The 18,910-nt window shown below is 54.7% G+C and carries 18 protein-coding genes; 7 read left to right on the top strand and 11 right to left on the bottom strand.

The genetic code is table 11. From position 1 onward, the window contains the following. Nucleotides 1-117: 117 nt before the first annotated feature. Both FN082_RS13820 and yhhY read left to right on the top strand, forming a co-directional pair. Entirely contained in the window at nucleotides 118-777 is a 660-nt protein-coding gene (locus FN082_RS13820; RefSeq protein ID WP_139539024.1) for a bactofilin family protein, read from the top strand. Nucleotides 778-1,025: 248 nt separating this feature from the next. Continuing rightward, entirely contained in the window at nucleotides 1,026-1,517 is a 492-nt protein-coding gene (gene yhhY / locus FN082_RS13815; protein WP_139539025.1) for an N-acetyltransferase, read from the top strand. 173 nt (nucleotides 1,518-1,690) lie between these two features. Here the strand turns inward: yhhY and ggt are convergent, their stop codons facing one another. Continuing rightward, on the bottom strand, nucleotides 1,691-3,433 hold the full coding sequence (gene ggt / locus FN082_RS13810) for a gamma-glutamyltransferase (protein ID WP_142981797.1): 1,743 nt from the start codon (nucleotides 3,431-3,433) through the stop codon (nucleotides 1,691-1,693). A gap of 121 nt (nucleotides 3,434-3,554) precedes the next feature. Between ggt and FN082_RS13805 the strand changes: the two genes are divergently transcribed. Next, the gene (locus FN082_RS13805; RefSeq protein ID WP_139539027.1) at nucleotides 3,555-3,875 is read left to right on the top strand and encodes a DUF2756 family protein; all 321 of its coding nucleotides are present in this window, start codon (nucleotides 3,555-3,557) and stop codon (nucleotides 3,873-3,875) included. A 17-nt stretch (nucleotides 3,876-3,892) separates the two neighbouring features. On the opposite strand, the gene ugpQ is transcribed toward FN082_RS13805, so the two are convergent. The 5 genes from ugpQ to ugpB form a co-directional block, all read right to left on the bottom strand. Beyond that, complete coding sequence (gene ugpQ / locus FN082_RS13800) at nucleotides 3,893-4,633, bottom strand: glycerophosphodiester phosphodiesterase (RefSeq protein ID WP_139539028.1); 741 nt, start codon at nucleotides 4,631-4,633, stop codon at nucleotides 3,893-3,895. Continuing rightward, the gene (locus tag FN082_RS13795) at nucleotides 4,630-5,700 is read right to left on the bottom strand and encodes a sn-glycerol-3-phosphate import ATP-binding protein UgpC (protein WP_139539029.1); all 1,071 of its coding nucleotides are present in this window, start codon (nucleotides 5,698-5,700) and stop codon (nucleotides 4,630-4,632) included. Before FN082_RS13795 ends, ugpQ begins: the two co-directional genes overlap by 4 nt. A 1-nt stretch (nucleotide 5,701) precedes the next feature. After that, a complete protein-coding gene (gene ugpE, locus FN082_RS13790; RefSeq protein ID WP_112214810.1) occupies nucleotides 5,702-6,547 on the bottom strand; it encodes a sn-glycerol-3-phosphate ABC transporter permease UgpE in 846 nt (281 codons plus the stop codon). Further along, the gene (gene ugpA, locus FN082_RS13785; RefSeq protein WP_139539030.1) at nucleotides 6,544-7,431 is read right to left on the bottom strand and encodes a sn-glycerol-3-phosphate ABC transporter permease UgpA; all 888 of its coding nucleotides are present in this window, start codon (nucleotides 7,429-7,431) and stop codon (nucleotides 6,544-6,546) included. Before ugpA ends, ugpE begins: the two co-directional genes overlap by 4 nt. A gap of 96 nt (nucleotides 7,432-7,527) precedes the next feature. Then, nucleotides 7,528-8,844 (bottom strand): sn-glycerol-3-phosphate ABC transporter substrate-binding protein UgpB, encoded by a 1,317-nt coding sequence (ugpB, locus tag FN082_RS13780; RefSeq protein ID WP_139539031.1) that lies wholly within the window; start codon nucleotides 8,842-8,844, stop codon nucleotides 7,528-7,530. Nucleotides 8,845-9,115: 271 nt separating this feature from the next. Here ugpB and FN082_RS13775 point away from each other — a divergent pair, with 271 nt between their 5' ends. The 4 genes from FN082_RS13775 (at nucleotide 9,116) to FN082_RS13760 (ending at nucleotide 13,971) form a co-directional block, all read left to right on the top strand. Beyond that, on the top strand, nucleotides 9,116-9,883 hold the full coding sequence (locus FN082_RS13775) for an IclR family transcriptional regulator (RefSeq protein WP_112214812.1): 768 nt from the start codon (nucleotides 9,116-9,118) through the stop codon (nucleotides 9,881-9,883). 229 nt (nucleotides 9,884-10,112) lie between these two features. Further along, a complete protein-coding gene (locus tag FN082_RS13770; protein WP_142981796.1) occupies nucleotides 10,113-11,012 on the top strand; it encodes a dihydrodipicolinate synthase family protein in 900 nt (299 codons plus the stop codon). A gap of 18 nt (nucleotides 11,013-11,030) precedes the next feature. Further along, nucleotides 11,031-12,341, top strand: coding sequence for an MFS transporter (locus FN082_RS13765; protein WP_142981795.1), 1,311 nt, complete (start codon nucleotides 11,031-11,033; stop codon nucleotides 12,339-12,341). A 34-nt stretch (nucleotides 12,342-12,375) separates the two neighbouring features. Further along, entirely contained in the window at nucleotides 12,376-13,971 is a 1,596-nt protein-coding gene (locus FN082_RS13760; protein WP_142981794.1) for a UxaA family hydrolase, read from the top strand. 44 nt (nucleotides 13,972-14,015) lie between these two features. On the opposite strand, the gene livF is transcribed toward FN082_RS13760, so the two are convergent. The 5 genes from livF to livK are packed head-to-tail and all read right to left on the bottom strand — an operon-like array spanning nucleotide 14,016 to nucleotide 18,868. After that, on the bottom strand, nucleotides 14,016-14,729 hold the full coding sequence (gene livF, locus FN082_RS13755) for a high-affinity branched-chain amino acid ABC transporter ATP-binding protein LivF (RefSeq protein ID WP_110275061.1): 714 nt from the start codon (nucleotides 14,727-14,729) through the stop codon (nucleotides 14,016-14,018). A gap of 1 nt (nucleotide 14,730) precedes the next feature. Beyond that, nucleotides 14,731-15,498, bottom strand: a complete 768-nt coding sequence (gene livG, locus FN082_RS13750) for a high-affinity branched-chain amino acid ABC transporter ATP-binding protein LivG (protein ID WP_139539035.1) — start codon at nucleotides 15,496-15,498, stop codon at nucleotides 14,731-14,733. After that, nucleotides 15,495-16,775, bottom strand: coding sequence for a branched chain amino acid ABC transporter permease LivM (gene livM / locus FN082_RS13745; protein WP_139539036.1), 1,281 nt, complete (start codon nucleotides 16,773-16,775; stop codon nucleotides 15,495-15,497). Before livM ends, livG begins: the two co-directional genes overlap by 4 nt. Then, nucleotides 16,772-17,698: a high-affinity branched-chain amino acid ABC transporter permease LivH gene (gene livH, locus FN082_RS13740; protein WP_139539037.1), complete on the bottom strand. Its 927-nt coding sequence runs from the start codon at nucleotides 17,696-17,698 to the stop codon at nucleotides 16,772-16,774. Before livH ends, livM begins: the two co-directional genes overlap by 4 nt. A 60-nt stretch (nucleotides 17,699-17,758) precedes the next feature. Continuing rightward, the gene (gene livK / locus FN082_RS13735) at nucleotides 17,759-18,868 is read right to left on the bottom strand and encodes a high-affinity branched-chain amino acid ABC transporter substrate-binding protein LivK (protein WP_142981793.1); all 1,110 of its coding nucleotides are present in this window, start codon (nucleotides 18,866-18,868) and stop codon (nucleotides 17,759-17,761) included. Nucleotides 18,869-18,910: the final 42 nt, after the last annotated feature.

The raw sequence follows: 18,910 nt of genomic DNA, 5'->3' as shown, positions 1-18,910 counted from the left end.
GATAAGAGGAATTCTTGGGAAAAGAACATTTTTTATCCAGCGCGCTTGCGGGCATGACGCCACATCGCCCTCGTCTTTTCCAAAACACGATGACTAAGGAGTAGCCATCTCTTTCGCATGGAAAGCAAGTACTTCGCCTTAAATAGCGCCCTTCTCTTCTGGCTACTTAGCCTGGTGGCATGGTGCTTCGAATCCACCTATATAGCCTTGCTATCAGGTTCTTTTTCCCTGTCATCCTTCGTTTTTCATTTTCAACACCATCGGGTTAACCATATGTTTAAAAAGAATAAAACCATTGAAGCTACGCCACCGGCAGTCAGTACGCCAGCCCCTGCCGCTACGTCCCCGCAAACCGTAATAAAAAAACCCGTCGCTACCGTTATCGCCAGCGGCATTCGCTTTGAAGGAAATATCATCGCAGATGGCGATGTTGATATTTATGGCACCGTAAATGGCAATATCGACGCCAAAGACAGCCAAATCAAGATTATGACCGGTGGTCTGGTCGAGGGAAATATCCTCTGTCACGAACTGATTATCGACGGCAGCGTCATCGGCCAGTGCAGCAGCGACACCATTGAAATCGACAAAAATGGCAAAGTCACCGGCACGCTGGCCTACCGCACGCTGGCCATCAAAAAAGGCGGCGTATTTTCCGGCCAGGCGGAAGTGCTGCCGCCGGTAGCAGAAAAGAGCAACGTTGTGGGCTTTATCGCGGATATCACAGCAGAGATCAAAGACAAGAATGAGATGCAGAGCACAGAGGTTGCGCAGTAACCCTCTTCCGGGAGTGAGCTGAAAAAAGTGCAAAAAAAAGCCAGCACCCGGCTGGCTAAAGTAATACTGGAAGCAATGTGAGCAATGTCGTGCTTTCAGGCTTTCCGCAAGGGTCTCCCTGAATGCAGGACAATAATAATCATTCTCATTCGCACTTGTCTACCTTTTTTTGCAAAAAATAGTCGTTGACGCATTTTTTAAAGTCAGTGATGTTTAAAGGGACTTTTAGCCAACTAAGGAAATGAAGAATGAGTGACATAGTGATACGCCATGCCGACGCCAATGATTACGACGCAATCCGTCAGATCCATGCTCAGCCGGAGGTGTATCACAACACGCTACAGGTCCCGCATCCTTCCAGCCATATGTGGCACGAGCGACTAACCGACAGGCCTGGTGTTAAGCAACTGGTCGCTTGCATAGATAGCCAGGTTGTGGGGCATCTTGCCATTGAGGTTACCCAGCGCCCTCGCCGCAGCCACGTCGCCGATTTTGGGATCTGCGTGGATTCACGATGGCACAATCGCGGCATCGCCAGTGAGCTGATTCGAACCATGATAGACATGTGCGATAACTGGCTGCGCGTAGACCGTATTGAGTTGACGGTGTTTGTGGATAACGCGCCTGCGGTGGCGGTTTACCAGAAGCACGGATTTGAAATCGAAGGAACGGGAAGAAAATATGCCCTACGCAACGGCGAGTATGTGGATGCGTACTTTATGGCGCGGCTGAAGGTGTAGATGGCAAATCTGTTTTAGGTGCTAAAGCTACGTTGCGCGCTGCCTCCCGGAGGCGATGCTACGCATCTGTCCGGGCTACCAGACCACAAACGGCTGTGATCCGTAGCCCGAGCATACACAGCGCCGCCGGGTAATTCCAGAGAGCGCACGTTGTCAGCAATCTAAAGGTAAAACTAATACCCTGCCGTTAAATCATCCGGCGAACGCGGATCGGATGCGCCGTACAGCGTACCGTCCGGGCCAACCATAATACTCTGGGTGCTGCCCATCGCCTCTTTCACTGCCACTTTCTGCCCTTTGCCCTCCAGCAGCTTCAGCGTATCCGGGCTAAACCCCTTCTCCACCCGCAGTTCATCCGGCAACCATTGATGATGGAAACGCGGGGCATTGGTGGCTTCCGCGACGTTCATGCCGAAGTCGATAGTATTGACCACCATCTGTAGCACGGTGGTAATGATGCGGCTGCCGCCAGGACTCCCGGTCACCAGCCAGGTTTTGCCATCTTTCACCACAATAGTCGGCGACATCGACGACAGCGGGCGTTTTTTCGCCTCGACGGCGTTGGCATCGCCCCCCACCAGTCCGTAGACGTTCGGCACGCCGGGTTTCGCAGAGAAGTCATCCATCTGATTATTCAGCAGAATGCCTGAGTTACCCGCCACGATACCGGTACCAAAGGTCGTGTTCAGCGTATAGGTGACCGCAACGGCGTTACCGTCTTTATCCACCACCGAGAAATGGGTGGTTTGATTGCTTTCATACGGCGCCAGCTTGCCGGGTCGAATCTGGCTCGACGGTTTCGCTTTATTAATATCAATCTGTTCAGCTATCGATTTGGCGTACGCTTTGCTGGTTAGCGCCTGCCACGGTACTTTGACGAAGTCCGGGTCGCCAAGGTATTCCGAGCGGTCGGCATAGGCATGTTTTTCCGCTTCCGCCATCACCTGCATGGCGTCGGCGCTGCCGAAGCCGTACTTATGCATATCGAAATTTTCCAGGATATTGAGGATCTGTACGATGTGAATGCCACCGGAGGAAGGCGGCGGCATTGAGAAGACCTGATAGCCACGGTATTCGCCGCTAACTGGCGTGCGCTCGACCGCTTTGTAATTTGCCAGATCCGCTTTGGTGATAAGCCCGCCGTTATTCTTCATCTCAGCGGCAATCTGGTCGGAGATCGCGCCTTTGTAGAAAGCATCCGGACCCAGCTCGGCAATCAGTTCCAGGCTTTTACCTAGCTGTTTTTGCACCAGCTTATCGCCCTTTTTCAGCGGCTCGCCGTTTTTCCAGAAGATGGCCCGGCTATTGGCATGGTCGGGGATCACTTCGCTACCGTAAGTTTTTAGATCATCAGCCAGCGCATCGTTTACCGTGAAGCCCTCTTCCGCCAGCTTAATCGCCGGGCGAATGACCTTGTTCAGCGGCATCGTACCGTATTTATCCAGCGCGAGGGAGAAACCGGCAACGGTGCCCGGCGTGCCGGAAGCCAGGTGTGAAGTCAGAGATTTTTTGCTGTCCGGGTTGCCCTGGTCGTCGAGGAACATATCGCGGGTGGCCTGCTCCGGAGCCATTTCGCGAAAGTCGATCGCCGTTGTATTACCGTCTTTAGTGCGCAGCATCATAAACCCACCGCCGCCGATATTACCGGCCTGCGGGTGCGTGACCGCCAGCGCATAGCCCACCGCCACGGCGGCATCCACGGCGTTACCGCCCTGACGCAGAATATCCACACCGACCTTCGTTGCCAGCGCATCCACCGAGGCCACCATCCCCTGCTGCGCACGAACCGGGTGAAAAACATCTTCCTCTACACCATAAGAAACCGGAGGCGGAGCGGGATTTGCCGCGACGGTAAAACTGCCGCCCGCCAGCAAAGCAGCGATGATCACCTGACGCCAGCGCGTTGTTTTTATCATTGTCATACTCCTGAATATGTTTTTATTTACACATAATCCTGGATGATAAGTCTTAAAAAATCATTGTTGTGCCGGAATGGGGGTAAACTTAACGCATGCCACGAACGTGGAGGAGAGAATAATGAAAGTCATCGTATTTCTGGCGGCGCTGCTGCCGCTAAGCGCTTTAGCACAACCGCTCAACGTCGATAACAATCCCAACCAGCCGGGATACGTGGTGCCCAGCCAGCAGCGGATGCAAAACCAGATGCAGAACCAGCAGATGCAGCAGCAAAACAAGCTGAAACAGGATATTCAGAGCCAGTCACGCACTCAGCAGCAGCATTTACAGACGCAGTTGAATAACAATCAGCAGCGGGTACAGCAGAATAATAACCTGAATCGTCAGCAGCCTCTGCCGAACAATAACGGTGGGATGCTGCAGCGGCAGACGACCCCATAAGGGCCGCCTGTCACAGATTACGCCGGGAAGTTGGGGCCGATAACATCAATTGCATCGGTGCAGATGCTATCTACACCCCAGCGCAGCAGCTCGACGGCGCGCTGGGGTTTGTTAACGGTATACACGAGGATATGCAGGCCCGCAGCCTTCAGGCTCGCCACGCGCGCTTCATCCAGAAGTTTATGATTAAGATGAATTGAGACGCAGCCCAGACGCGTGGTCAGTTCGCGCCAGTCGTCCCGCCATTCATCCAGCAGCAGCCCGCGCGGCAGTTCAGGCACAGCTTCCTGCGCCGCTTCCAGCGCATCGATTTCAAACGAAGAAAGCAGCGGCGGAGTCATTCCCTGCCACAGTTCGCGGGCCGCCAGCGCGACGACTTTACCGGTCAACGGGCCGGTGCCCGTCGTCGGTTTAATTTCGATATTCGCCATCATGCCGTGCAGGCGACAGCGGTCAGCAACCTCGGTCAACAGCGGCAGCGGTTCGCCTTTGAACTCGCCGCTGTACCAGCTTCCGGCATCCACTTTTAGCAGATCGTTCCACGCCAGCTCGCCCGCCACTCCCCAGCCGTTGCTGGTTCGTTCGAGGTTGTCATCATGCAGTAAGAAAATCTGCCCGTCTTTCGATAACTTAGCGTCAAACTCAATCATCGTATGACCGTAGCGAGCGCCGGTATCGATAGCCGCCAGGGTATTTTCCGGAGCCAGTTTACCGCCGCCCCGGTGAGCGACGATATGGGGATAAGGCCAGTGACTCATGCGCGTTGTCCTGTTTCACTATCAAAGAGGTGCAGGTGATTCTGCGGAAGATGCAGCCACAGCGTGCTGCCAGCCTGCGGGCGTAACTGGTGCGGTAGCCGAACCACCAGCTTTTGTTCGCTCCAGCGCCCGTGGGCAAGGTTATCGGCACCTAAAATTTCCAGCGTATCCATCATCAGCGGTACGCCACCTTCCGTCTCAGAGCTTAATGCAAAATGTTCCGGGCGGATACCCAGCGTCATCTTACGCCCGGCATAGCGGCGATGCTCGTTGTTGATGGGCAAAAGCATCCCGCCCTCAAGCTCGAAGCGGCTACCATCATCGCTGACCCGACCTTCCAGCAGGTTCATTGCCGGGCTACCGATAAAGCTTGCCACAAAGCGGCTGGCCGGCTTTTCGTAGACTTCAACCGGCGTGCCGATCTGCTCGGCGATGCCTTTATTCATCACCATCACCCGCTGCGCGAGGGTCATCGCCTCCACCTGATCGTGGGTCACGTACAGCGAGGTGGTTTTCAGCCGTCGGTGCAGTTGCTGCAGCTCAAGACGCATCTGCACGCGCAGTTTGGCGTCGAGGTTGGAGAGCGGTTCATCAAACAGAAATACCGCCGGATCGCGCACGATGGCCCGGCCCATCGCCACGCGCTGACGCTGGCCACCAGAGAGTTCGCGCGGGCGACGCTTGAGCAGACCGTCCAGTTCAAGAATGCGCGCCGCCTCCTGCACGCGCTCGGCAATTAATCCCTTGCCCATACCGCGAATTTTCAGGCCCCACGCCATATTCTCTTCCACGCTCATATGCGGGTAGAGGGCGTAGTTCTGGAACACCATCGCGATGCCGCGATCTTTCGGTTCCATTTCGGTAACACGCTTGCGGTCAATCCAGATATCGCCGCTGGTCACCCGTTCCAGACCGGCAACCATGCGCAGCAGGGTCGATTTACCGCAGCCCGATGGGCCGACCATGACGATAAACTCTCCGTCCGCCACGTCCAGCGTTAACGGTTGAATGACCTGGGTTTTGCCATCCCAGCTTTTCGTTACTGCCTGTAGTTTTAAACCAGCCATTTTATTTCTCACTATCGACCAGGCCACGCACAAACGCGCGCTGCATGGCTAAAACGATGACAACCGGGGGAATCAGCGTGAGCAGCATCGCCGCCATCACCTGGTTCCACTGCGTAGTGCCTTCGCCGGTGGCGATCATGCCTTTAATGCCGGCGACGGCGGTGCCAAGATTCACATCCTGAATAATCAGCAGCGGCCACAGATACTGGTTCCAGCCGTAGATAAAGGTGATGACGAACAGCGCCGCCAGATTGGTTTTCGACAGCGGCAGGACGATGTCGCGGAAAAAGCGCATCGGCGATGCGCCGTCGATACGTGCGGCCTCGATAAGCTCGTCCGGCAACGTCATAAAGAACTGACGGAACAGAAAAGTGGCGGTGGCCGAAGCCATCAACGGCAGCGTGAGTCCGGCATAGCTGTCGAGCATTTTCAGGTTGGCGATGACTTCCACGGTCGGGAAAATACGCACTTCAACCGGCAGCATCAGGGTGATGAAAATCATCCAGAAGAACAGGTTACGCAGCGGAAAGCGGAACCAGACGATGGCGAAAGCGGAGAGCATTGATACCGCGATTTTGCCCACCGTGATGCCGAAGGCCATAATGAAGCTGTTGAGCATCATCAGCCAGAACGGCGCGCTGTTGGCCCCGACGCCGTTCACCCAGATGGTTTTCATGTTGTCGAGCAAATGCCCGCCAGGAATCAAGGTCATCGGCGTTTCAAAGACCGCTTTGCTATCCAGCGTCGCCGCAACAAAAGCGACATACAGCGGAAACAGAATGACCGCGATGCCTAAAATCAACATGGTGTGGCTGAAAATCGTCAGCCCGCGACGGTTTTCAATCATTGGTAGCGCACCTTTTTCTCAACGTAGCGGAATTGCACCACCGTCAGAATAATGACGAGGAACATCAGCACCACCGACTGGGCGGCGGAAGCGGACAGGTCGAGCCCGGCGAAACCTTCACGGTAGATCTTGTAAATCAGCGTCGTCGTAGCCTGTACCGGCCCACCGCCGGTCGCGGCATCGATAACCGGGAAGGTATCAAAAAAGGCGTACACCAGGTTCACCACCAGCAGGAAGAAGCTCACTGGGGCGATCAGCGGCAGCGCCAGCTTAAAGAAGCGGCGCACTGGCCCGGCGCCGTCAATCGCAGCGGCTTCCACCAGCGAACGCGGGATAGATTGCAGCGCGGCGAAGAAGAATAGAAAGTTGTAACTAATCTGCTTCCATACCGAGGCGAAAACCACGAGGAACATCGCCTGTCCGCTGTTCTGCGCGTGGTTCCACTCAACGCCAAGCTCGCCGAGAAAATGGGTAATCAGCCCGCGCCCAGGGTTGAACAGGAAGATCCACAGCACCGCAGCCACCGCGGGCGCAACGGCATAGGGCAGCAACATCAGCGTCTGATAGAAACGGCTACCGCGCACCACGTAATCCACCAGCGCAGCAAAAAACAGCGAGATCAGCAGGCCGCTAAAAGTAACCATCGTACTGAACTTAATCGTCGTCCAGAAAGAATCCAGATAGTACGGATCGCGGAACAGCATCAGGAAGTTATCCAGACCAACAAACTGGCTGGAGAGCCCAAAAGGATCGACGCTCTGTAGCGAATACCACAGCGCTTCACCCGCAGGCCAGATAAAGAAGATAACGGTGATAACCAGCTGCGGCGCGACCAGCACATAAGGCAGCCAACGCGAGCGGAACACCGGACGGGATGATGACATGAGAGTTTGGTTCCTGAACAGCGCCGGGTGGCAGCTTCGCCTTACCCGGCCTACGGTCTTGTAGGCCCGGTAAGCGTAGCGCCACCGGGCATTTTGTTAAGACTTCGTCGACTGCTCAAAACGGCGCAGCAGCTGATTACCGCGTTCAACGGCGGAGTCCAGCGCCTGTTGCGGTGTTTTCTTACCGGTCCATACGCTTTCCAGTTCCTCATCCACGATGGTGCGGATCTGCGGCATGTTGCCCAGGCGCAGGCCTTTGGTGAACGGCAACGGCGGCTTATTCAGCATCTGACGCGTAGCAATATCAGCGCCAGGGTTCTTATCATAGAAGCCCTGCTCGCGGGTCAGGTTGTAAGCGGCGGTGGTAATCGGCAGGTAGCCGGTTTTCTGATGCCATTCGGCAGCGTTTTCCGGTTTAGCGAGGAAATCGAGGAATTTAGCGACGCCGGTATAGGTTTCTTTGTCTTTACCCTGCATCACCCACAAGCTGGCCCCACCAATAATGGCGTTTTGCGGCGCGCCCTTCACGTCGGCATCGTACGGCATCATGCCAACGCCGTAGTTGAATTTAGCGTACTGACGGATATCCGCCAGGGAGCCGGAAGAGGCGGTAGTGATGGCGCAATCGCCGTTATAGAACTTCTCGGTGGATTCGTCTTTACGCCCGAAATAGCTAAAGTCGCCCTTCTTGTTCATCTCTTCGAGCATGGCAATATGCTTCACCTGCTCCGGCTTGTTGAACTCCAGCACCGCATCGGTACCGTCGAAGCCGTTGTTTTTGGTGGCGACCGGCAGACCATGCCAGGCGCTGAAGTTTTCAATCTGAATCCAGCCCTGCCAGCCACTGGCATAGCCGCACTTCATACCCGCCGCTTTCAGCTTGGCGGTATAGGCTGCCAGATCCTGCCAGGTTTTCGGTGGCTGTTCCGGGTCTAAACCGGCTTTTTTGAAGGCATCTTTGTTGTAGTACAGCACTGGAGTGGAGCTGTTAAACGGCTGGGAGAGCAGATGGCCGGTTTTCGAGTCAGTGTAATAACCGGAAACGGTCGGCACGAACTGCGTCTCATCAAACTTGATACCCGCATCGCTGAATACCTGGTAAACCGGTTTAATGGCTTTGGAAGCCATCATCGTCGCGGTCCCCACTTCATAAACCTGCAAAATAGCTGGCGCGTTGCCGGTACGGAAGGCGGCGATACCTGCGCTCAGGCTCTGTTCATAGTTGCCTTTGTACACCGGAACAATTTTGTAGTCCGGGTTGGCTGCGTTGAAACGTTGCGCCAGTGAATCAACTTCTTTCCCCAATTCCCCTTCCATCGAATGCCAGAACGGGATAGTGGTTACCGCCAGGGCTTGTCCGGCAAATGCCAGGCTGAGCGCCAGTCCTAAAGCTGTATGTCGTAACGATATCATCGGTTATCTCTCTTGTAGTTCCGGATGCGCGATTTCACGCGTTTTATGTTCGCGGGGGTAACATGACATGCTCGAATGACAGAAAAATAACTATTGCATTACAAAAATATTACAATAAATTGGCGAAAACATGATGAAACCGTGAAAAAAAAGTGGCAGGGAAATGGCAAAGCGAAAAAGAGAGGCTGGCCAGGCTACAGATAAAAGGGAATCTGTAGTTAAATAAGGTTCGTTAAAAAGCACTCTCCGGCGAACCGTCACAAGGAAAAACATGAAGACGCTTCATAAACCTACCGAGCGCGTTTTACTCATTCTGGAAACATTAGCCAACGCGGATGGAATGACGCTCTCCGAGCTGTCGCTCAAAACGGATATTTCAAAGGGAACCATTTTCCCCATCCTCAAATCATTACAATACCGAAAATATATCAGTCACGACGATCGCAACGGTATTTATACCCTGGGGATCTCATGCGCGGTACTGGCCAGCTCAACGGTGGAAAAAGAGTTCTGGCTTAAAATGATCAACAGTGAAATGCATACGGTGGTCAATGAGTGCAATGAGGTTTGCCAGCTCGGCATTCTGGATGATGCCTGGGTGCTCTACGTCGATAAAGTTCAGGGCGATCAAACCGTTCAGCTGGTTTCTAAAGTAGGAACTCGCCTTCCGGCCATCTGCTCCGCGTTGGGAAAAGCGCTGCTGCATAAGCACCGTGACGAAGAGATTCTGGAACTCTATCCGCAAGGTCTTCCTTCCGTCACCGCTCGCAGCGTGACGGATATGGCTCAGCTTCGTCAGCAGCTAGCGCTGGTTGAGGCCAACGGTTATGCCATGGACGACAGGGAAATCAACGACGATACCATCTGCTTCGCCGTGCCCCTGCAGCAGAAAAGCGTGATTCTGGCGGCAATCAGCGTCTCATTACCCTCTTTCCGCGCCACCGATGAAAAAGCGCAGCAGGTCATTCGTTCGTTAAAAGACGCGAAAGACCGAATTGAAAGCGTGCTGAATAAGCTTCCTGATATCAAAAATTACTGATTTATTCACATAACAATGCCGCAGGAATTGTGATTCTCCACACAGTACCGATATTTAATCACTCGCTGCGGCACCTGTTCATTCTGCTTATTTCCCCATCTATTCATTGACTTAATCAATTATCCAGACGTCTTTTTCGCCATTTGACTTCGCATTCATAGCGTGTTTTCTTATGTTAAGTCGCAAATACAAACACGGTTTGTATATACGAACAAACAAGAGGAAAAATATGCAAAGTCGTTACATCACACCAGCAATAACGGTTTTTGATGAACATGGCAGGCTGGATCCTGAAGGGAATTTCCGTCTGTACGATTTCATCAAAAAAAGCGTCTCGGGATTTGTCGTCATGGGCAGTACCGGTGAGTTTTTCTCCCTGGATATGAAAACCTCCCGTCAGATAATTCAAATGGCGGCAGAATTCCCACGCGAAGGTATAAAGGCCTATGCGGGCACCAGCCGCATGGATATTGACGAGTGCGTAGAGCTGGCAAACTACGCCGACGAATGCGGGCTTGATGGCGTTATGATTATCAGCCCCTGGTATTTCCGCCTGACGGATGAAGGTGTTTATACATTTTATAGCCAGATAGCTCGCCGTACTGCTGCCAAAATCTTCATCTACAACTTCCCGGAGCGCACCGGCTATTGCGTCTCATCAGAAGTCTGCCTACGACTCGCCAGAGAGTTCCCGAACATTGTCGGTCTTAAAGACACCATTCCGGACACTAATCATACGTCGCAGGTGATTCGCCAGGTAAAATCTGAGCTGCCGTATTTTGAAGTCTATGCCGGTTATGACAATAACTTCGCGCACAATGTGTTATCAGGAGGAGACGGATGTATCGGCGGGTTATCCAATATCTGCCCTGAGATATTCCGCGACTGGATGCAGGCATTTAACGATAACAATCTGGAGCAAATTTCGCTGTATCAGCAAAAAGTGGATGATTTAATGGATATTTACACGGTTAACGATCCATTCATTCCCACATTTAAAAAAGCGTTACAGCTGCGCGGCATTATTCAGTCCGATCGCTGCACGTCACCTTTTAGCACGCTCTCAATCTGCCAGACCGAAAGTATTCAGCAGATACTTTCCCGGGCTGGTATTGCCATTAATGCCTGACCTCAACGCGGAGGTATTATGAAAACGATCACAGCTTACGACAACCCGGTATTGAATTCCGCGATTACTAAATCATGGAAGCGCCTGGTGCCACTGATGTTTATTTTATACTTCATCGCCTTTATCGACAGGGTCAACGTGGGATTCGCCAAAGAGGCGATGCAGGTGGATATTGGGCTCTCCAACTCCGCCTTTGCCCTGGGCGCAGGGATATTTTTCGCCGCCTATGCGCTGTTTGGTATTCCCGCTAACCTGATCCTCAATAAGATTGGCGCGCAAAAATGGTTAAGCATCACCACCATCCTGTGGGGCATATTGTCTGCCCTCACCGGGCTGGTACAGACGGAAGCCCAGTTTATTGTCCTGCGCTTCTTATTAGGATTAGGCGAAGCGGGTTTTTACCCCGGCATTCTGCTGCTGGCTTCTATCTACTTTCCCAATAAAGTTCGCGCATCGGTGGTCGGTATTTTCGTGCTCGGCGTGCCTCTGGCGCTGACATTAGGCTCGCCAATCTCCGGCGCGCTTTTGGAAATGCACGGATTTCTCGGCAAGCCCGGTTGGTTCTGGATGTTCTTTATCGAAGGGATCCCGGCAGTCATCATGGGGATCTTTGCCTGGTTCTGGCTTGATGATACGCCAGCCAAAGCGCGCTTCCTGACCGAAGAGGAGAAAAAAGCGCTAATTGAACAGCTTCAACAGGAGCAGCGACAAACCGAAACCAGCAGCGTCAGTACCGCGCTGAAAAGCCTTAAAGTCTGGCATCTGGCGCTTATCTACAGCACCATCCAGATCAGCGTTTACGGGCTGATGTTCTTCCTGCCTTCGCAAGTCGCCTCGTTGATGGGCTCTACGCTCGGCTTTAAAGAGTCGCTAGTCGCCGCTATCCCCTGGGCTTGCTCCGCCGTCGGGGTCTACTACATCCCGCGCCTGGCGGACAAAATGCCGGCCCGCCGGGTTCTTATCTCTGTAATCTGTATGCTGGCTGCGGCGCTGGGCTTGTTTGTTTCGGCCTGGTCCGGCCCGGTACTGGCCATTGCCGCGCTCTCACTCTCGGCGATCGGCTTTCTCTCCGTGCAACCTATTTTCTGGACCTTCCCGGCGCAAATTGTGTCCGGTTCAGCGCTGGCTGCCAGTATCGGTTTCTGTACTACGATGGGCGCGTTTTGTAGCTTTCTGGCTCCGCTCATTCGCGTCGAGGTCGATGCCTTCTTCGGCAACGATTCGGCGGGTCTGGTCGCACTGTCGCTGATCACCGTCTGCTGCGCGCTGCTGATTGCCGCACTCGCAGGCAGAAAAGCGACCAATGGCGTCGCGGTCACTCATCACTAAAGTCCTGATGCGCTTATAACAAAGGATAAATAACATGCAGACCATCTTAAAAATTGACCCTACTGATAACTTAATCGTTGCGCTGCAAGACTTACGCAAAGACCAGCGGGTTAACTGGAACGATGAAGAGTACGTTTTGCGTAGCAATGTCAAAGCCAAACATAAGTTCGCCACTCAGGATATTGCGCCCGGCGATATCGTTTCGCTATATGGCGTTCCAGTTGGCAAAGCGACACAGCCCATCACTCGCGGCGAAGCCATCACCACCGACAATATCAAACATTATGCGGCCCCGGTTTCGCTTGACGACGTTGCGCCCTATGACTGGCAGCAGCCCGACGTCTCCGCCTGGCAGCAGCGTACCTTCCGCGGGATCGTTCGCGAAGATGGCCGGGTCGCCACGGCGAACTACTGGCTGGTCATTCCGCTGGTTTTCTGTGAAAACCGCAACGTGCAGCGCGTCACCGATGCGCTAAACGACGCCCTCGGCTACGCCAATAACGGCCTGAAAAATTTCGCCCGACAGGTAACATCGGCTGCCGCTTTAAACGATAACCGACATCTGCCCTTCCCGCATCTTGACGGTATCCGCTGTATCACCGTCAACTCCGGCTGCGGCGGCGCGACATCAGACAGCATGACGATGTGCGACGTCCTTGCCGCTTATTCCGATCACCCTAACGTTCTCGGCGTAACGGTCTTCGCGCTGGGCTGCGAAAAAGCGCGAATTGTTGATTTCAAGGCCGCACTCGCGAAGCGTAACCCGCACTTCAGCAAGCCGGTAATCTACTTCAGACAGCAGGACTGGAGTAGCGAAGAAAAAATGATGCAGGATGCATTGACCGAAACGTACAACGCAATTCGCGAAGCGCCCGTCGCTGAGCGCCAGGACGTCCCGCTCTCCCACCTCAAAATCGGCGTGAAGTGCGGCGCTTCCGACGGATTCTCAGGGATCAGCGCGAACCCGGCCATGGGCGAAGTATCAGACCGTCTTGTCGCCCTCGGCGGTGCATCCGGGCTGGCGGAGTTCCCGGAACTGTGCGGCGCAGAGGGGGATATCGTACAACGCTGCATGAATCGCGAGCTGAAAGAGAAGTTTCTGTCGCTGATGAAAAACTATGAGCATGTGGCTAACTTCTTCGGCACCACCATTGCCGATAATCCCAGTCCGGGAAATATTGCCGATGGACTGATTACGGACGCCATCAAATCCGCCGGTGCGGCGAAAAAAGGCGGCAGAGCGCCGGTGAGCGCAGTATGCGACTACGCCGAACCGATGGGCGAGAGCGGCCTTTCGCTGGTCTGTACGCCGGGTAATGATGTTGATGCGGTGACGGGGCTGGTTGCCGCTGGGTGTAATGTCGTTATCTTCTCAACCGGGTTAGGCACCCCGACGGGGAACCCTATCGTTCCGGTTCTTAAGGTTTCGACCAACTCCGCGCTGGCGAAAAAGATGCCGGATATTATCGATTATGACTGCGGGCCGATTATCGAAGGTACCCCGCTGGCGGAAATCGCCGACGGCCTGTTTGAGAAAATCATCGCCACCGCCAGCGGGAGCTGGCAGACGAAAGCGGACGCGCTTGAACAGTTCGATTTTATGCTGTGGAAACGATCGCTGGAGCTGTAGGTTTCGAGCGAAATGCCCGGCAGATGCCGGGCTTTTTTACACCGTTACCCGCCGAGATAGGCGCTGCGCACCGCTTCGTTAGCCAGCAGCGCATCACCGGTATCCTCTAACACCACATGGCCGTTTTCCAGCACGTAGCCGCGATCGGCCAGCTTCAGCGCCTGGTTAGCATTTTGCTCGACGAGGAAGATGGTCATCCCCTGTTCACGCAGCTGTTCGATGGTATCGAAAATTTGCTGAATGATGATCGGTGCCAGCCCCAGAGAAGGTTCATCGAGCAGCAGCAGGCGCGGCTGGCTCATCAGCGCACGACCGATGGCCAGCATCTGCTGCTCGCCGCCGGACATGGTACCCGCTCGCTGAACCCGACGTTCATGCAGGCGCGGAAACAGCTCGTAGACCCACTTGATGCGAGTCTGGAACTGGTCGCGCTCGGCAAAAAAGCCGCCCATCGCCAGGTTCTCTTCTACCGTCATGCGCGAGAAGACGCGACGTCCTTCCGGCACAATCGCCACCGCTTCACGCATGATCTTCGCCGTCTGCCAATCGGTAATATCTTTACCGTCGAAAACAACGCGCCCGCTGGAGGCGCGCGGGTCGCCGCACAGGGTGCCCAGCAGCGTGGTTTTCCCCGCGCCGTTCGCGCCAATTAGGGTGACAATCTCCCCCTGATTGATATGCAGGCTGACGTTGTGCAGCGCCTGGATTTTGCCGTAGTGCGCGCTGACATTGTCAAAAGATAACATCACTTTTTCCATCTTATGCCTCACCCAGATAAGCACGAATAACGTCTGGATTGTTGCGGATCTCTTCCGGCGTACCGTTGGCCAGCGGCGTGCCCTGGTTTACCACGTAAATACGATCGGAAATGCCCATCACCAGCTTCATATCGTGCTCAATCAGCAGGATAGTGGTGTTGTGATGATTGCGCAGCTCGACGATCAGTTCGTCCAGCTCTTTGGTCTCTTTCGGGTTAAGGCCCGCCGCCGGTTCGTCAAGCATCAGGATTTCCGGCTGGGTCACCATGCAGCGGGCGATTTCCAGACGGCGCTGGTCGCCGTAGGCCAGGTTACTGGCCTGGCGGTTAGCATGTTCAAGCAGACCAATCCGCTCAAGCCAGGTCGCGGCGCGATCCAGCGCTTCGCTCTGCGCGCGGCGGAAAGACGGCGTTTTCAGCAGGCCGGAAAAGACACCGGTTTTCAACTGCTGATGTTGTGCCACCAGCAAATTTTCAATCACCGTCATTTCACGGAACAGACGCACATGCTGGAAAGTCCGCACCACGCCCATACGCGCTATCTGCTGGCCCGGCAATCCTTCCAAATGCTGGTCACGCAGCATAATGGTGCCGCCGGTCGGTTTATAGAAACCGGTCAGGCAGTTAAAGACGGTGGTTTTGCCCGCGCCGTTAGGGCCGATAAGCGAGACAATTTCCCGCTCACGCAGCTCCAGCGCCACATTGTTGACCGCCAGCAGGCCGCCAAAACGCATCATCAGGCCGTTTACGGATAATAATGGCTGACTCATGCCTGCTCTCCTTCTTTGGCCTGCCCATTTTTCAGCTTCAGCTGTGGACGGGTCATTGGCAGAAGCCCCTGCGGACGCCAGATCATCATCAGAACCATCAGCGCACCCAGCATCAGCATGCTGTATTCATTGAAATCACGCATCAGCTCGCGCGATACCACCAGCAGAACCGCCGCCAGGATCACCGCAAACTGCGAACCCATACCGCCCAGCACCACAATCGCCAGCACAAAAGCCGATTCGGCGAAGGTAAAGGATTCCGGGCTGACGAAGCCCTGACGGGCAGCGAACAGCGTTCCGGCAAAACCAGCAAACGCGGCGCTAATGGTAAAAGCAGTCAGCTTGATACGCGTCGGACTGAGGCCCAGCGAGCGGCAGGCGATTTCATCTTCGCGCAACGCTTCCCACGCGCGGCCCAACGGCATACGCAGCAGGCGGTTAATCACGAACAGGCTCAGCACTACCAGCAGCAGGGCAACCAGGTAGAGGAAAATCACGCGATCGGATGGGTCGTACTTCACGTTAAAGAAGTTGCTGAAAGTATCCCAGCCGCCTTCGCGGGTGCTGCGGCTAAACTCAAGACCAAAGAGCGTCGGTTTCGGGATCTGGCTGATACCGTTCGGACCGCCGGTTATTTCGGTGTTGTTGAGCAACAGGATACGCACGATTTCACCGAAGCCGAGGGTCACAATCGCCAGATAGTCACCGCGCAGGCGCAGTACCGGGAAGCCGAGCAGGAAGCCCGCTGCCGCCGAAACCAGCCCCGCCAGCGGCAGGCAGGTCCAGAAGCCAAGACCGTAATAGTGGTTCAACAGCGCGAAGGTGTAAGCGCCGATGGCATAGAAACCACCGTAGCCCAATACCAGCAGGCCGGAAAGCCCCACTACCACGTTAAGACCCAGGCCGAGGATGATATAAATCATCGTCAGGGTGGCGATATCCACCGTCCCGCGCGACACCATAAACGGCCACGCCACAGCGATAACCAGCAGGGCAATCAGGAACAGCTTCTGTTTAACCGTCGAACCATCGATAGCCGGCAGAATAAACTTCGGCCCGGAGACGTTCTTCATGGTTTTCTGGAAAACAGGACGCAGCAGTTGGAAGAAGAAAACCACGGCGGTACCGATAAAGATCCACTGCCAGCGGATATCGGCGGCGGTATCCACCACCAGTTTGGTGCCGTCCAGCTCCAGCTGCACGCCCATAAAGACGCCCGCCAGAATAAAGAACATCACTGCGGACAGCAGCGCCATCGCAAAATGCATCGGTTTCATACTTTTTCTACCTCCGGGCGACCCAGGATACCGGTAGGCATCACCAGCAGAACCAGGATCAGCAGCGCGAAGGAGACCACGTCTTTATATTCCGTGCTGAGATAGGCAGAGGAAAGCGCTTCGGCAATACCGAGGATCAGGCCGCCGATCATCGCGCCAGGAATGCTGCCAATGCCGCCCAGAACCGCAGCGGTAAAGGCCTTCATCCCGGCCATGAAGCCGATGTACGGGTTGATTACACCGTAGAACTGGCCAAGCAGCACACCCGCAACCGCCGCCATTGCCGCGCCGATGACAAAGGTGAGCGCGATCACGCGGTCGGTGTTAATCCCCAGCAGGCTGGCCATTTTGAGGTCTTCAGCACAGGCGCGGCAGGCGCGGCCCATGCGGGAATAGCGGATAAACACGGTCAGCGCCAGCATGGCGATAAACGTCACCACCCAAATAACCAGCTGCATAGTGGTAATGGTGGCGGAGAAGTTGTCGCTGCTGCCCACCGTCCACTGGCCATTAAACAGGCTTGGCAGCGCGACATCACGAGAACCTTCCGTCAGGCTGACGTAGTTTTGCAGGAAGATGGACATCCCGATGGCGGAGATCAGCGCAATCAGACGCTTGGAGCTGCGCACGGGCCGATAGGCCACGCGTTCAATACTCCAGCCGTAGGCGCTGGCGATGACGATAGCCCCGACGAATCCAGCGGCGACCAGCAGCCAGCTGGTATCAATCCCCATCATCATCAGGGCGGCAATGATCATGAAGGAGACATAGCTGCCAATCATATACACCTCGCCGTGGGCGAAGTTGATCATGCCGATAATGCCGTACACCATGGTATAGCCGATAGCAATCAGCGCGTAGGTGCTTCCCAGCGTGACGCCATTAAACATCTGCTGCAGAAAATAGAGAAACTGCTCGGACATAAGGTAACCTTTTTCTACCCGCCCGCTTTGCACGGGCGGTGGGATAACTTGTCTTATGGCTTATTTCGCGAGGGTGGATGACCCGTCCGCATGCCACTGGAAGACACCAAACTCAAATCCCTTCAAATCGCCTTTTTCGTCCCAATTCAGCGGCCCAATCACGGTTTTCGCGCCGTGAGCTTTCAGATCTTTGATTAAATCCAGCGGCTGCTGGCTGCTGGCTCTGTCCATCGCCTGCGCCAGAGACTGCACGGCAGCGTAGGTGATCCAGACATACGGACCGCTTGGATCTTTCTTCTCAGCCTTGAGCGCGTCAACGATAGCGCTGTTCGCCGGATCCTGGTCATAGCGTTTTGGCATCGTGACCAGCATGCCTTCTGCCGCATCACCCGCGATGTTGGACAGCGACGCGTTACCTACGCCTTCCGGCCCCATAAACACGGTTTTCAGGCCGACGGAACGCGCCTGGCGCAGCATCTGGCCCATTTCCGGGTAGTAGCCGCCGTAGTAAACAAAGTCGATATTGTCTTTCTTCAGGCGCGCCAGCAGCGCGGAGAAGTCTTTTTCACCGGCGGTAATACCGTCAAAGAAGACAATGTTCGCGCCGCCTTTTTTCAGGCTATCCTGGACAGAACGCGCCAGACCTTCACCGTATTGCTGCTTGTCATGAATAATAGCAATACGCTGCGGCTTGACGTTTTCCATGATGTATTTTGCGGCGGTCGGTCCCTGCGAGGAGTCCAGACCCGCGGTACGCATGATGTACTGATATCCGCGCTGGGTCAGCTCCGGGTTAGTTGCTCCCGGGGAGATCATCAGAATACCTTCATCTTCATAGATATCAGATGCAGGCTGAGTTGAGGAAGAGCAGAGGTGGCCGATAACATACTGAATGCCGTCATTGACGATTTTGTTCGCCACCGCAACGGCCTGTTTCGGGTCGCAGGCGTCGTCGTATTCCACACCAACCAGCTTATCGCCCTTGATGCCGCCCTGAGCATTAATGTCTTTAATTGCCTGGCGCGCGCCGTTGAATTCCATATCGCCCCACTGGGCTACCGGGCCAGACATCGCGCCAACAACGGCGACTTTTATATCCTTGGCCATTACCGAGTGGGACATCGCCAGTGCGACTAACCCCGCGATAATTGTTTTCGCGTTCCTTTTCATGCTGCATAACCCCGTTCGTGATGTGGTGTAAATATTTTGTAT

It is taken from the genome of Klebsiella spallanzanii (genome assembly GCF_902158555.1).
GTDB lineage: Bacteria > Pseudomonadota > Gammaproteobacteria > Enterobacterales > Enterobacteriaceae > Klebsiella > Klebsiella spallanzanii.
The sequence above is the reverse complement of the archived record's forward strand: the minus strand, read 5'-3'. Positions and strand labels throughout refer to the sequence as shown.

Excerpts from the sequence above, each read along its gene's own strand:
- FN082_RS13820 (WP_139539024.1), top strand. The coding sequence starts at position 118 with ATGGAAAGCAAGTACTTCGCCTTAAATAGCGCCCTTCTCTTCTGGCTA.
- yhhY (WP_139539025.1), top strand. The coding sequence starts at position 1,026 with ATGAGTGACATAGTGATACGCCATGCCGACGCCAATGATTACGACGCA.
- ggt (WP_142981797.1), bottom strand. The coding sequence starts at position 3,433 with ATGATAAAAACAACGCGCTGGCGTCAGGTGATCATCGCTGCTTTGCTG.
- FN082_RS13805 (WP_139539027.1), top strand. The coding sequence starts at position 3,555 with ATGAAAGTCATCGTATTTCTGGCGGCGCTGCTGCCGCTAAGCGCTTTA.
- ugpQ (WP_139539028.1), bottom strand. The coding sequence starts at position 4,633 with ATGAGTCACTGGCCTTATCCCCATATCGTCGCTCACCGGGGCGGCGGT.
- FN082_RS13795 (WP_139539029.1), bottom strand. The coding sequence starts at position 5,700 with ATGGCTGGTTTAAAACTACAGGCAGTAACGAAAAGCTGGGATGGCAAA.
- ugpE (WP_112214810.1), bottom strand. The coding sequence starts at position 6,547 with ATGATTGAAAACCGTCGCGGGCTGACGATTTTCAGCCACACCATGTTG.
- ugpA (WP_139539030.1), bottom strand. The coding sequence starts at position 7,431 with ATGTCATCATCCCGTCCGGTGTTCCGCTCGCGTTGGCTGCCTTATGTG.
- ugpB (WP_139539031.1), bottom strand. The coding sequence starts at position 8,844 with ATGATATCGTTACGACATACAGCTTTAGGACTGGCGCTCAGCCTGGCA.
- FN082_RS13775 (WP_112214812.1), top strand. The coding sequence starts at position 9,116 with ATGAAGACGCTTCATAAACCTACCGAGCGCGTTTTACTCATTCTGGAA.
- FN082_RS13770 (WP_142981796.1), top strand. The coding sequence starts at position 10,113 with ATGCAAAGTCGTTACATCACACCAGCAATAACGGTTTTTGATGAACAT.
- FN082_RS13765 (WP_142981795.1), top strand. The coding sequence starts at position 11,031 with ATGAAAACGATCACAGCTTACGACAACCCGGTATTGAATTCCGCGATT.
- FN082_RS13760 (WP_142981794.1), top strand. The coding sequence starts at position 12,376 with ATGCAGACCATCTTAAAAATTGACCCTACTGATAACTTAATCGTTGCG.
- livF (WP_110275061.1), bottom strand. The coding sequence starts at position 14,729 with ATGGAAAAAGTGATGTTATCTTTTGACAATGTCAGCGCGCACTACGGC.
- livG (WP_139539035.1), bottom strand. The coding sequence starts at position 15,498 with ATGAGTCAGCCATTATTATCCGTAAACGGCCTGATGATGCGTTTTGGC.
- livM (WP_139539036.1), bottom strand. The coding sequence starts at position 16,775 with ATGAAACCGATGCATTTTGCGATGGCGCTGCTGTCCGCAGTGATGTTC.
- livH (WP_139539037.1), bottom strand. The coding sequence starts at position 17,698 with ATGTCCGAGCAGTTTCTCTATTTTCTGCAGCAGATGTTTAATGGCGTC.
- livK (WP_142981793.1), bottom strand. The coding sequence starts at position 18,868 with ATGAAAAGGAACGCGAAAACAATTATCGCGGGGTTAGTCGCACTGGCG.